Source organism: Albidovulum denitrificans (genome assembly GCF_002973535.1).
Taxonomy (GTDB): Bacteria; Pseudomonadota; Alphaproteobacteria; order Rhodobacterales; family Rhodobacteraceae; genus Albidovulum; species Albidovulum denitrificans.
In genome coordinates this window covers 58,154-70,943 of sequence record NZ_PVEP01000011.1, presented here as the reverse complement: position 1 = coordinate 70,943, position 12,790 = coordinate 58,154, and the positions used below count along the sequence as shown (strand labels likewise).

Genomic DNA, 12,790 nt, shown 5'->3' with positions numbered 1-12,790 from the left:
AGCGTCGGCAAAGTCCAAGGGGGCAGGGGCGCGGGGGAAGCGCGGATCAGTCGAAGAAGGGCGAAACCTGCGCGACGATGACCGCGTTTTCGGCCAGCGCCTTGTCCATCAGCGCGCGTTCGTCGTCTTCGACCTCATGACCCTGGGCGATGCGTTCATCAAGCGTGCCGTAGCCGGTGACGTCCAGCGGCGCCATGTCCGCCTGCTTGAGGACCGCGACCGCCTCGCGCACCGCTTCGGCCTCATCGACGCCGGTCGCGTAGATCATCAGCGCCGCACCCGTCGCGCCCTTGGGCAGCCCGTCGCCGGTCTTGCGCCCGACCTCCACCAGCAGCGTGTAGACCTGCTGCGGGCGGGGCGTTCTGGTCTTTTCCTCGCTCATGGCATTGGTCCTTCGCTGGCGTGTCTGGGCTGCGTTCTGCGGCAATGCGGGGGCCGGGGCAAGGGGGTTGCGCAGGCCCTAAAGCGCCAGCCCGCGCAGCAGTTTCGGCGGTGTCCCGGCGATCCCCGCCGCCTGCCGGATGAAGGCGCGGCGCAGCCCCGGCAGCGCGCCGACCACCCCCATGCCAAGGTCGCGTGCCCCGCGCAGGACGGGATTATCATTCGAAAACAGCCGGTTGACCCCGTCCATTCCCAGCGCGAGCGTGGTCGCATCGAACCGCCGCCAGTCCTGATAGCGCGCCAGCACATCGCCCGCGCCGATGTCCTCGCCGCGCCGCTTGGCGTCGACCAGCACCTCGGCCAGCGCGCCCACGTCGCGAAAGCCAAGGTTCAACCCCTGACCGGCAATCGGATGCACCCCATGCGCCGCATCGCCCACCAGAGCGATCCGCCGGTCGGCATAACGCTCTGCCAAAGTCAGGTTCAGCGGATAGCGGAACCGCCCGCCCGCCAGCCGGATCGGCCCGAGGAAATCGCCAAAGCGGGGGCGCAGAACCTCAAGAAACTCCGCGTCGTCCAGCGCAGCGATGGCCGCCGCCGTCTCCGTCCGCTCGCTCCACACGATCGAGGATCGGTTGCCGGTCAGCGGCAGGATCGCCAGCGGGCCGGAGGGCATGAAGAACTGATGCGCGGTGCCGTCATGGGGCAGGTCATGTTCCACCGCGCAGACCAGCGCGGTCTGGCCATAGTCCCAGCCCATGCGCTTGATCCCGGCCCGTTCGGCAACGCCCGACCGCCGCCCGTCGCAGCCCGCGATCAGCGCGCCGGTCAGAACGCGCCCGTCCTTCAGCGTGACCGAGGCGCCGGTCTCGGTGACCTCTTGCGCCACGACCTCGGCGCCGGGGATATGGGTCAGCCCGTCGGTTTCGGCCATCGCGGCCAGAAGGGCGGCGTAAAGCGCGCCGTCCTCGACCATGAAGCCCATCGGGCCTTCCTCGATCTCGGCGGCGTCGAACTGAAGGAAGAAGGGCGCGGGGCCTTCGCCGGGTCGCCCGTCACTGGCCTTGATCTGAAGGATCGGCTGGATGCCGCCCGCGATCCGGTCCCAGACGCCAACGGCCTGTAACAACCGCTTGGACGCAATGGCAAGCGCATAGGCGCGCCCGTCAAAGGCGGCTTCGGCCCGTGCTTGCGCTGGCTGGGCGTCGATCACGATCACGCCAAGGCCCGCGCGGGCCAGCGCAAGGGCCAGCGCCGGACCGTTCAGCCCGCCGCCCACGACAATGACATCGGCATCCCGTTTCATGGCCCCAGTTAGCCCCGCAAGCCCCCCCTTGTCCATGCGCGACCGCGCCGCAGCGCGCCGTCAGGCGAAGGGGTCCTGCGGATAGCCGACCCCGGTCAGGTAAAGCCCCTGCGGCGGGCAGACCGGGCCGCAGGCCGCGCGGTCGCGGGCCTTCAGCGCGTCTTTTACCCGCTCCGGCGCCCAGGCCCCGGCGCCGACACGTTCCAGCGTGCCGACGATGGATCGGACCTGATTGTGCAGGAAACTGCGCGCGCGCAGGTGAAAGCGGTATTCCACCCCCGCCGCCAGCGCCCGCTCTTCTATCGTGATCTCATCAAGCGTCTTGACCGGGCTTGCCGCCTGACACATCGCGGCGCGGAAGGTGGTGAAATCGTGCCTGCCGATCAGATGCGCGGCCCCTTCGCGCATGGCCTCCGCATCCAGCGGGTTCAGCACCTGCCAGGCCAGCCCCTTGTCATGGGTCAGCGGCGCCCGCCGCGCGATCAGGCGGAAAAGGTAACGCCGCTCAACTGCCGAAAACCGGGCGTGGAAGTCGTCCGCCACCCGCGCCGCCGCGACAATCGCCACCGCCGCGGGTTTCAGATGCCAGTTCAGCGCCTCGGACAGGCGGAACGGGTCCCAGTCGCGCGCAAGGTCGCAATGGGCCACCTGTCCCGTCGCATGAACCCCGGCATCGGTGCGCCCCGCCGCCGCGATCCCCGGCGCGTCCGGTTCCAGCGCGCTGAGCGCGTTTTCCACCGCCTCCTGCACCGAAGGCTGGCCCGCCTGACGCTGCCAACCGGCATAGGCGCCGCCGTGATAGTCGATCTTCAGGGCATATCTGGGCATGCCTTCCCCTAGCCGCCGCCGGGGTCTTTGGCAATCGCCCCTACACAGCGCCGCGCCCCGCGCCTATCTTGGGCCGAAAGGTATGAGGGCGGACGAGTTGGGTATAGGCGATCTGGCGGATGACATCCTGCGCGGCGTCGGCACCATCGGGCAGGGCCTGACGGAGCCGTTTTCCGATCCGGTCGTGCGTCTTGGCGTCACCGGCCTCAGCCGCGCGGGCAAGACCGTGTTCATCACCTCGCTGGTCGCGAACCTGATGGACCGGGCGCGGATGCCGGGGCTTAGGGCAGCCTCCGAAGGGCGCATCCGCTCTGCCTTTCTGCAACCGCAGCCCGACGATACCGTGCCGCGCTTCGACTATGAGGCGCATCTGGCCGCGCTGACCGGCCCCGATCCGCACTGGCCGGACGGCACGCGGGCGGTCAGCGAATTGCGTCTTTCGTTCCGCTTGCAGGATGGCGGGCTGATGGGGGCGCTGCGCGGGGTGCGGACGCTGCACCTCGACATTGTCGACTATCCCGGCGAATGGCTGCTGGACCTTGCGCTGATGGATCAGGGCTATGACGACTGGTCGCGTGAGGTGATGGCGCGCATCGCGGCGCGCGAAGAGGCGGCGGGCTTTCTCGCCCTGGCCGGATCGACGGATGCCGCGAAACCCTTCGATGAGGTCACCGCCAAGGCGCTGGCCGAAAGCTTCACCGGATACCTGACGGCGGCGCGGGCGGCGGGGTATTCCGACTGCACGCCGGGGCGGTTCCTGCTGCCCGGTGAACTGGCGGGCTCACCTGTCCTGACCTTCGCGCCCTTGCCCGACGCCGGACCCGTCGCGCGCGGATCGCTCCGGCGCGAGATGGAGCGGCGCTATGAAGCCTACAAGGCCAAGGTGGTAAAGCCGTTCTTCCACGACCATTTCGCACGCATCGACCGGCAGGTGGTGCTGGTCGATGTGCTGGGCGCGATCCATTCCGGCCCCCGCGCGGTCGAGGATATGCGGCAGGCGATGGCGGGCATCCTTTCGGCCTTTCGTCCCGGCCGGAACCGCTGGCTGAGCGCACTTCTGGGCGGCAAGCGGGTGGAACGCATCCTTTTTGCCGCCACCAAGGCCGACCACCTGCATCACAGCCAGCACATGCGCCTGACCGCGATCATGGCCGCCCTGATGCGCGACGCCAAGGATCGCGCCGATTTCGCCGGTGCGCAGACGGCGGCGATGTCCATCGCCTCGGTCCGCGCCACGGTTGAGGAACAGGTGACCCACGACGGCCGCCCGCTTGACCTTGTCCGGGGCAGGCTGATCTCCACGGGACGCGAGGCCGCGATGTATGCCGGGGAACTGCCGGAAAACCCCGCCGCGATCCTGTCCCCCGCGCGGGAAGGGGCGGCGAAATGGCTGGATGCCGATTACAGCGTCATGGGCTTCGCGCCCGCGAAACTGGCGCTGAAACCCGGTGAGGGGCCGCCGCATATCCGGCTGGACCGGGCGGCGGAATTCCTGATCGGCGACAGGCTATAGGGGGCGGCGATGACGAAACCGAAAGGCCCGGTGCTGATCGAACTGAATGAGGCGGCGGCGGAGGGACCGGACCGCGCGCCCCCGGTCCCCGACGTCATGGACCCCGCGCCCGAAGGCCGCGCGATGCAGGCCGTGGCGCTTTTGGCCGCGCGGCCAAGATCGCGGCTGGGCCGGTTCTTCTGGACCTCGGCCGGGGCGCTTTTCACCTTCATCCTCTCCATCGCGGCCTGGGCTTTCATCGACCGGCTCTTTGCGGATTACCCGCTTCTGGGCTGGGTGGCGCTGATCCTTGTCGGCCTCTTTGCGCTGTCGGCGCTTCTGATCGCGCTCAGGGAATGGACGGCCTATGCGCGCCTGATGCGGCTGGACGGCGTTCACAAGGCGGCGCTGGCGGCGGCAGGCTCGGGCGATCTGACGGCGGCGCGCAAGGTGGTGGGCCGGATCGAGACGCTTTACGCCGGCCGCGCCGACACCGAATGGGGCCGCTCGCGCCTGAAGGAAAGGGCGGGCGATGTCTTCGACGCCGACGCGCTTTTGTCGCTGGCCGAGGCCGAGTTGATGGCCCCCCTCGACAACGCCGCCCGGCTTGAGATCGAGGCATCCGCCCGTCAGGTCGCGACGGTGACGGCCATCGTCCCCCTTGCGCTGGCCGATGTCGCGGCGGCGCTGATGGCCAACCTGCGCATGATCCGCCGCATCGCCGAGATCTATGGCGGCCGCGCCGGGGCCTTCGGAAGCTGGCGCCTTCTGCGCACCGTCCTGACCCATCTGGTCGCCACGGGTGCTGTGGCGGTGGGCGACGATCTGATCCATTCCGTCGCGGGCGGCGGGCTTCTGTCAAAGCTTTCGCGCCGCTTCGGCGAGGGGGTCATCAACGGCGCCCTGACCGCCCGCGTCGGTGTGGCCGCGATCGAGGTCTGCCGCCCCTTGCCCTTCGTGGCGCTGCCCAAACCCCGCGTGACCAACCTTGTCAGCCGGGGGTTGGCCGGGCTTTTCGGTACCTCACGCGGCGGAAAGGTCGCAGAGGAGGACGGCATTTCCTGACTTCCTTCTCAGCGCCGCCCTGCTAAGAAGTGCCGGTAACGGTTTGGTGAGCGGTCGGGAGAGACATGGAATTTCTGTTGGTTGTTGCGGCGTTGGTCTTCCTCGCGCTGCCAATTGTCGTCATCGTCCTGATGGTTTCGGTTTCCGGCCTCAAGCGCCGGATGGAGATGCTGGAGCGCCAGGTGCGGGACCTGGCCGCCGCGCCAAGGGCCGCCGCCCCGATGGCTGCAACCGCCGCCCCGGTGGCCGAGACGGTCGCCAGCCCGCCCGCGACGGTGGCCGAGGCGCCGCAAGCCGAGGCGGTCCCAGAGGCGCCGCAACCGGAGGTCCCGCAAGCCGAGGCGACGCCAGAGGTCCCGCAACCCGAAGCGCAGGCCCCCGCCGCGCCCCAGCCCGCCCCGCGCGATCCCTGGGGCGTCCCCGCCGACCCGAAGCGCCCCCATGCCGCGTCGCAGGCCCGCGCCGCGCGCCTTGCGCCAAGCGGCCCGTCCGCGGTGGACCGCCTTGGCGCCTGGCTGAAGATCAACTGGGTCTATGCCGTTTCCGCCCTCTCGCTCGCGCTGGCGGGGATCTTTTTCGTCCAGTACGGGATCGAGAACGGCCTGTTGCCGCCCGCCGCGCGGGTGACGGCGGCGATCCTTTTCGGCCTTGTCCTGATCGGCGCGGGTGAATGGCTGCGCCGTCGCTGGGGTGACGAAGAGGGGGACGCGACGGCCTACCTGCCCTCGACCTTCTCCGGCGCGGGGCTTGTCTCCATCTTCGGCGGTATCATCGCCGCCCGGCAGCTCTATGACCTGATCGGGCAGGGGACCGCCTTCGCGGGCCTCCTTGCGACGGCGCTTCTGGCCGTCGTACTGGGCTGGTTCTACGGCCCCTTCCTTGCCGCCGTCGGGCTGGTCGGCGCGGCGGTCGCCCCTTTTGTCGTCGGCGGTGCCAGTGAGGCGCCCTATTGGCTTTACGGCTATTTCGCGCTGATCGCGGGGGTCGGCCTCTTCGTCGACACGATCCGGCGCTGGGCCTGGGTTTCGGTCCTCGCCGTTGCGATCGGGATCGCGGGCGGGGGGCTTGTCTATGTCAGTACCGGCGGGGTCGGCTGGTTCATGCTGATGCTGGTGGCGATGGTCTTCCTTGTCGTCTGCGTTCCGGCGCGCGGGCTGATGCCCGACCATGCCGGGGCGATGACCATCGCGGCGCTGCGCGGAAAGGGCGGCGAAATGCCGATCTTCCCGACGCTTCTGGCCGCCGGAACCGTCGCGGTGGCCAGCTTTCTGCTGCTTGTTCTGGACAGCAACACCGTGGCGGAAAGCCTGATGGCCTATATCTGCCTTGCAGCCCTCGCGCTGGCGCTGACCGTCTGGTCCGGCGGCGCGCGGGCGCTAAGCGACCTGACCGTCCTGCCGGTCGCCGCCTTCCTTCTGCGCCTGGGGTTTGAGGGGGTGAGCAGCGGCCCGCTTCAGCAGGACTTCCTGTCGCGCGCGGTCGCAGTACGGCCGCCAGAGACCTCGGCGCCCCTCACCGCGACGCTGCTTCTGGCCATCGCGACCCTCATCACGCTGGGCGCGGCCTGGATCAGCGGCGGGGCCGGGCGGCTGAAGCCCTTCTGGGCGGCGGGGGCCGCGCTGACCGCGCCGGTCGCCGCGCTGGTGATGGAGCTTTGGTGGGGGCCGTCCTGGGTGCTGGGCGACTATCCTTGGGCGCTGCATGTCATCGCGCTGGCGGCGCTGATGGTCGGCCTCGCGGTGGTCTTCGCCCGCGCCGATGGCGGGGATATGCGCCGCGCGGCCTATGCCACGCTTTCGGCGTTGTCGCTGATCGCGCTGGCGCTGTTCCTTGTCACCACCAAGGGCGCGCTGACGCTGGCGCTCGCCGCACTTCTGGTCAGCGCCGCCGCGCTCGACCGGCGCTTCAGACTGCCCGAGATGGGCTGGTTCGTGCAGGCGGGCGTGCTGGTGCTGGGCTACCGGCTGACCATCGACCCCGGCCTTGACTGGGCGGTGAACGACGCAGCCCTGTGGGAGGTTATCGCCTCCTATGCGGGCGGTGCGCTGGCGGCCTTTGCCGCGCTTTCCCTGATCCGCGATCTGGATCGGCCGGGGGCCAAGGCCTTCCTCGAAAGCGGCGGGGCGTCGGCGGCGGCGCTTCTGGTCAACGTCCTTATCACGCGCTGGCTTCTCAACAGCGGTGGGGGCGAGGATCTTCTGGCCAGCCACTGGGCCGTCGCGCTGAACGCGATGCCCTGGCTGATCGTGGCGCTGGCGCAACTTTACCGGATGCAGCTTGGCGGCTGGATGCGCTGGGTGCGGATCGTCATCGCGGGCGTGGCGGGGCTGATCTGGGGTGGCGGGACGCTGGTCACGCTGACCCTGGTGAACCCGCTTTTCGCCGACTGGTTCGGGGACGGGCATCTGGTGCGCGGGCCGCTTCTGCTTGACACGCTTCTGGTCGCCTATGCGCTGCCGGGGCTGATGCTGATCGGCGTCGGCCGGTTCTTTGGCCATCTGCCCGGACTGGTCCGCGCCCCGCTTGTGCTCCTGGGGACGGGGCTGGTCGCGTTCTACGCGGCGCTTGAGATCCGCCGCTTCTGGCGCGGGCCGGACCTGTCGGTGCCGGGCGTCACGCAGGCCGAACTTTACAGTTACACCGTCGCGCTGATGCTTCTGGGCGCGGCGCTGCTTTACCAGGCCATCGCCCGACGTTCGCAGGGGCTGCGCCGGATCGCCATGGCGGTGATCGCGCTGACCATCGCCAAGGTCTTCCTGATCGACGTCTCGGGCCTGACCGGCCTGACGCGGGTCTTCTCCTTCCTCGCGCTCGGCCTGTCTCTGGCCGGCCTCGCCTGGCTGAACCGCTGGGCGGCGGGGCAGGGGGAAGCTCAGGGAGAGGATCAGGGAAAGGGCTGACCGGACAGCGGCGGCAGAAGGTCGCCGCCGACCAGCCGGGTCAGGATCGCGGGCACCGGCGGAATGCGTGAGACGGGCATCAGGATGTGGTTCCTCAGCCATGGCAGGACGCGGCTGTCGGACTGGTATTGCGGGGTGAAGGCGCGGCTCATCCCCTGATAGGCGCGCACATGCCAGCGGCGCATCGCGGCATAGTCGCGCAACGGATCGTCCGTGACCCGCGCCAGCGCCGTGACAAGCGCCAGCGCGTCAAGAAGCGCCATGTTCGCCCCCTGCCCAAGCTGGGGCGAGGCGCAATGGGCCGCGTCACCGATATGGGCAAGGGCGGGTGCGCAGGGGCGGCGCAGCGTGCCATGGGCATAGCGCGCGGCCACCATGTCGTCGTGGGTTCTCAGCGTGTCGAGGAAGGGCGCAAAGTCGGGCCAGAAGGCCGTCGCCTCTGCCTTCCACGCCGCGAAGGGGGCCTGCCGCCAGCGGTCGAAACCGGCCACCGGCATCGACCAGAAGATCGCCGTGCGTTCGACCCCGTCCCCCGGCATCCGCCCCACCGGCAGGACACCCGCCATCTTCGAGGCGCGGAAATAGCGCTGGGACAGGCGGTCGTGGGGCAGGGGGCTGCCCGACGGCCACGGCACCGTCCCCCAGATCGCGCCATAGCTCAGCGGCCGCGCCGCAAGCGGCGTCAGCCGTGACCGCGCGCCAGAGGCATCGACGACAAGCGGATAGGGGCCAAAGCGCCGGCCATCCTCGGTCAGGACCAGCCGCCCGCCGCCCTCCTGCGGGGCAGAGACCACCCGCGTACCGGGCGTGATCGTCAGCCCCCGTGCCATCGCGGCGGTGTAAAGGACGTGAAAGAGGCTCGCCCTATGGATGGCAAGGCCGAAGCGCGCGCCGTCCTTGCGGTCGTAGACCACGTCAAGCACCTTGCGCCCGTCGGTCTGGTCAAGCCCCTCCATCCGGGTGATTGCCGCGCCAAGGTCCCGCGCCGCCGCGCCCGCCCCGATCCGGTCCAGGACCGCCTGACCGACCGGCTGAATCACGAGGCCGGAGCCAAGCGGGCGCGGTGCATCGAACTGGTCATAGATCGCTACCTCATGCCCGGCGTCATGCAGAAGCGACGCCGCCGCCAGCCCGCCGATCCCGGCGCCGATGATCGCGATCCGCAACCCGCCTACCTCAGCTTCGGCACCCCGCCCGGCAGCGCGGTGTCCGGCACCACGCCATAGCGCAGACCGCGGCCGATGCGGTGGGCGAGCGTGGACCAGGCCGCGGCCGTGTCGGGGGCAAGCTGGCGGCGCAGGACCGCGTCGAACAGGCCCAGCCAGATGTCGAACATCCCCGGCCGCACATTGCCCGCGCGGCGGTGAACCTCAAGCGGGTTGCCGTCATAGGACCGCTCGAACAGGATCGCGTTGCGCCAGAAGCGGGCGATCTTCGCCTCATGCGCGGGCCAGTCGGTGACATGGGCGGCAAAGACCGGGCCAAGGCCGGGATGTTCGCGGATGCAGGCATAGAACTCGGCCACGACGCGGTCGATTTCCTCGGGCGTGATGGCGAAACGCGGGGGCAGGGCGGTCATGGCGGTTCCTTTCGGCGCCGATCCTTGCGCGCCCGCGCGCCCCGGCGCAAGGGGCGCTTTGCCGCGCCCCTTTACCATCGCAGGTCCCCTCCTTATAACCCCCGCGCATGAAGCACATGACCGCGATCATCATTCGAATTAGCGGCCCGGCGGTCTGACCTTTCAGTCGCCGGGGAAAGGCGCCTGAGCGTTCGCGCCGAACCAAGCTTCCACGATATTCCAAGGACCGCCCCAGATGTGCGCCGATACCCCTGACACGACCCCCGATTACCGCAATACCGTCTTCCTGCCCGAAACCGACTTTCCCATGCGCGCCGGCCTGCCGCAGCGCGAGCCGGACTGGCTGGCCCGCTGGGCGCGGATCGGCGTCTATGACCGCCTGCGCGAAAAGACCGGGCGGGACAGCTTCGTCCTTCATGACGGCCCGCCCTACGCCAACGGCCACCTGCATATCGGCCACGCGCTGAACAAGGTCTTGAAGGATATGGTGGTCCGGTCCCAGCAGATGATGGGCAAGGATTCGCGTTACGTTCCCGGCTGGGACTGCCACGGCCTGCCGATCGAGTGGAAGATCGAGGAACAGTACCGCGCCAAGGGGCTGAACAAGGACGACGTGGACGTGGTGGCCTTCCGCCAGGAATGCCGCAAGTTTGCCGAGGGCTGGATCGACGTCCAGCGCGAGGAGTTCAAGCGCCTTGGCGTCACCGGCAACTGGGCCGATCCGTACCTGACGATGAACTACCACGCCGAGGCGGTGATCGCGGGCGAGTTCATGAAGTTCCTGATGAACGGGACCTTGTATCAGGGGTCGAAGCCCGTGATGTGGTCCCCGGTCGAAAAGACCGCGCTGGCCGAGGCGGAGGTGGAGTATCACGACCACACGAGCCACACCATCTGGGTGCGGTTTAGGGTGGTTGAAGCCTACTCGAAAGAAGTCAGGACCAAAAAACCTGGACTGTCAGAAAGCGTCGAAGCCAGAATTGAGCATGACGCGGAAATGCGGGCGCGAGAAGCAGAATTAAGGTCCGCATCTGTCGTTATCTGGACAACCACCCCTTGGACAATCCCGCAGAACCGCGCGGTGGCCTACCATCCGTTGACGATTGAGTATTGGCTTTATGAAGTTGAGCAAGTCGCCGAGGGGAGCACCGCTCAAGTCGGCGAGAAGCTGATCATCGCGAAAAAGCTCGCTGAAGGGGTATTCACTCAAGCGAAGGTCGAGAAGTTCAAACCCATTCGGAGGGTGTGGGAGCACGAATTTGACGGTATGACCCTCGCCCACCCCTTCCGGGGCATCGACGGCGCGAACGGCGAATGGGACTACGACGTCCCCATGCTTCCCGGTGACCATGTCACCGAGGACGCAGGCACGGGCTTTGTCCACACCGCGCCCAGCCACGGCGACGACGACTACCAGCTTGGCCTGAAATACGGCCTGCCGATGACCTATAACGTGGAGCCGGACGGCAGCTACCGCGCCGATCTGCCGGTCTTTGGCGGCGAGGCGATCATCCTGCCCGACGGCAAGGATGGCCCGGCCAATGTCAGCGTCATCAAGCAACTGGCCTATGCGGGTGCCTTGTTCGCCAAGGGCAAGATCAAGCACTCCTACCCGCATAGCTGGCGGTCGAAAGCGCCGCTGATCTATCGCAACACGCCGCAATGGTTCGTGGCCATCGACGAAAAGCTCGACGACGGCATGTCCACCTATGGCGACACGATCCGCGCCCGCGCGCTGACCTCGATCAACGATCTCGTGAAATGGACGCCGCAGACCGGACGCAACCGGCTTTATTCCATGATCGAGGCGCGCCCCGACTGGGTGCTGAGCCGCCAGCGCGCCTGGGGCGTACCCCTGACCTGCTTCGTGAAGAAGGGCGCGCGGCCGACCGATCCCGACTTCCTGCTGCGCGACGACACCGTCAACGCCCGCATCGTCGCGGCATTCGAAGCCGAGGGCGCGGATGTCTGGTATGTGCAGGGATTCAAGGAAAAGATGCTGGATGGCATCGCCAATCCGCAGGATTATGAACAGATCTTCGACGTGCTGGACGTCTGGTTCGATTCTGGCTCCACCCACGCCTTCGTGTTGCGCGACCGGGCGGACGGGGCCAAGGACGGCATCGCGGACCTTTACCTTGAAGGCACCGATCAGCACCGGGGGTGGTTTCATTCCTCGATGTTGCAAGCCTGCGGCACCAAGGGCCGCGCGCCCTACAAGGGCGTCCTGACCCACGGCTTCACGCTCGACGAGAAGGGCATGAAGATGTCCAAGTCGCTGGGCAACACCGTCGCCCCGCAAGAGGTGATCGACCAGTACGGCGCCGATATCCTGCGCCTTTGGGTGGCGCAGTCGGACTACACCGTCGACCTGCGCATCGGGAAGGAAATCCTGAAAGGGACGGCGGACAGCTACCGCCGCCTGCGCAACACTTTGCGCTTCATCCTCGGCAACCTCGCGGGGTTCACCGAGGCGGAGCGGGTGGACCCGGCGGAGATGCCGGAACTGGAACGCTGGGTCCTGCACCGGCTGGCCGAACTCGACCATGTCGTGCGCAAGGGCTACGCCGCCTATGACTTTCAGGGCGTGTTCCAGACGCTCTTCACCTTCTGCACCGTGGACCTTTCGGCGGTCTATTTCGACATCCGCAAGGACGCGCTTTACTGCGATCCGGCCGACAGCCAGCGCCGCCGGGCAGCGCGGACCGTGCTGGACCTGCTCTACCACCGTCTTGTGACCTGGCTGGCCCCGATCCTCGTCTTCACCATGGAAGAGGTCTGGCTTTGCCGCTTTCCGGGTGAGGACAGCTCCGTCCACCTTCAGGACATCCCGGAAACGCCCGCCGACTGGCTGGACGAACCGCTGGCGCAGAAATGGGACCGCATCCGCCGTGTGCGCCGCACCGTCACGGCCGCGCTTGAGGTTCAGCGCACCGCCAAGGTCATCGGCGCCAGCCTTGAGGCCGAGCCGGTGGTCCATGTCGAGGATGCCGAGACCGTCAAGGCGCTGAAATCGGTCGATTTCGCCGATCTCTGCATCACCTCCGGCATTCAGATCACCAACGACCCCGCCCCGCAAGAGGCGTTCCGCCTGGCCGAGGTGCCGGGCGTCGGCGTGGTGTTCGAAAAGGCCGAGGGCGCGAAATGCGACCGCTGCTGGAAGATCCTGCCCGACGTCGGCACCCACGCGCATCCCGGCACCTGCGCCCGCTGCGACGCGGCGCTGGGGTAGGGGGCCT

9 protein-coding genes are annotated in these 12,790 nt (G+C 68.3%); 4 read left to right on the top strand and 5 right to left on the bottom strand.

Going from position 1 to position 12,790, the window contains the following annotated elements:
• Positions 1-46: 46 nt before the first annotated feature.
• The 3 genes from LX70_RS18145 to truA all read right to left on the bottom strand — a co-directional run bounded on the left by LX70_RS18145 (position 47) and on the right by truA (position 2,515).
• Positions 47-382 carry a hypothetical protein gene (locus LX70_RS18145; protein ID WP_105516209.1) on the bottom strand — a complete coding sequence of 112 codons (336 nt, stop codon included), beginning with the start codon at positions 380-382 and terminating at the stop codon, positions 47-49.
• A gap of 78 nt (positions 383-460) precedes the next feature.
• Entirely contained in the window at positions 461-1,687 is a 1,227-nt protein-coding gene (locus LX70_RS18140) for an FAD-dependent monooxygenase (RefSeq protein WP_105516208.1), read from the bottom strand.
• Positions 1,688-1,747: 60 nt separating this feature from the next.
• Complete coding sequence (truA, locus tag LX70_RS18135) at positions 1,748-2,515, bottom strand: tRNA pseudouridine(38-40) synthase TruA (RefSeq protein ID WP_105516207.1); 768 nt, start codon at positions 2,513-2,515, stop codon at positions 1,748-1,750.
• Between the two features lie 97 nt (positions 2,516-2,612).
• Between truA and LX70_RS18130 the strand changes: the two genes are divergently transcribed.
• The 3 genes from LX70_RS18130 (at position 2,613) to LX70_RS18120 (ending at position 7,972) form a co-directional block, all read left to right on the top strand.
• Positions 2,613-4,028: a YcjX family GTP-binding protein gene (locus LX70_RS18130; protein WP_245885129.1), complete on the top strand. Its 1,416-nt coding sequence runs from the start codon at positions 2,613-2,615 to the stop codon at positions 4,026-4,028.
• 9 nt (positions 4,029-4,037) lie between these two features.
• The gene (locus tag LX70_RS18125; RefSeq protein ID WP_105516205.1) at positions 4,038-5,072 is read left to right on the top strand and encodes a YcjF family protein; all 1,035 of its coding nucleotides are present in this window, start codon (positions 4,038-4,040) and stop codon (positions 5,070-5,072) included.
• A gap of 65 nt (positions 5,073-5,137) precedes the next feature.
• Positions 5,138-7,972 (top strand): DUF2339 domain-containing protein, encoded by a 2,835-nt coding sequence (locus tag LX70_RS18120; protein ID WP_105516204.1) that lies wholly within the window; start codon positions 5,138-5,140, stop codon positions 7,970-7,972.
• On the opposite strand, the gene LX70_RS18115 is transcribed toward LX70_RS18120, so the two are convergent.
• Entirely contained in the window at positions 7,957-9,138 is a 1,182-nt protein-coding gene (locus LX70_RS18115; protein WP_105516203.1) for an FAD-dependent oxidoreductase, read from the bottom strand. The genes LX70_RS18120 and LX70_RS18115 overlap by 16 nt on opposite strands.
• Before the next feature lie 5 nt (positions 9,139-9,143).
• Positions 9,144-9,551: a group III truncated hemoglobin gene (locus tag LX70_RS18110; RefSeq protein ID WP_105516273.1), complete on the bottom strand. Its 408-nt coding sequence runs from the start codon at positions 9,549-9,551 to the stop codon at positions 9,144-9,146.
• 235 nt (positions 9,552-9,786) lie between these two features.
• On the opposite strand from LX70_RS18110, the gene ileS reads away from it, so the two are divergent.
• Positions 9,787-12,783 carry an isoleucine--tRNA ligase gene (gene ileS / locus LX70_RS18105; protein ID WP_105516202.1) on the top strand — a complete coding sequence of 999 codons (2,997 nt, stop codon included), beginning with the start codon at positions 9,787-9,789 and terminating at the stop codon, positions 12,781-12,783.
• Positions 12,784-12,790: the final 7 nt, after the last annotated feature.

Bases quoted from the DNA above. Each gene is read 5' to 3' on its own strand.
- LX70_RS18145 (WP_105516209.1), bottom strand. From the start codon at position 382: ATGAGCGAGGAAAAGACCAGAACGCCCCGCCCGCAGCAGGTCTACACG.
- LX70_RS18140 (WP_105516208.1), bottom strand. From the start codon at position 1,687: ATGAAACGGGATGCCGATGTCATTGTCGTGGGCGGCGGGCTGAACGGT.
- truA (WP_105516207.1), bottom strand. From the start codon at position 2,515: ATGCCCAGATATGCCCTGAAGATCGACTATCACGGCGGCGCCTATGCC.
- LX70_RS18125 (WP_105516205.1), top strand. From the start codon at position 4,038: ATGACGAAACCGAAAGGCCCGGTGCTGATCGAACTGAATGAGGCGGCG.
- LX70_RS18120 (WP_105516204.1), top strand. From the start codon at position 5,138: ATGGAATTTCTGTTGGTTGTTGCGGCGTTGGTCTTCCTCGCGCTGCCA.
- LX70_RS18110 (WP_105516273.1), bottom strand. From the start codon at position 9,551: ATGACCGCCCTGCCCCCGCGTTTCGCCATCACGCCCGAGGAAATCGAC.
- ileS (WP_105516202.1), top strand. From the start codon at position 9,787: ATGTGCGCCGATACCCCTGACACGACCCCCGATTACCGCAATACCGTC.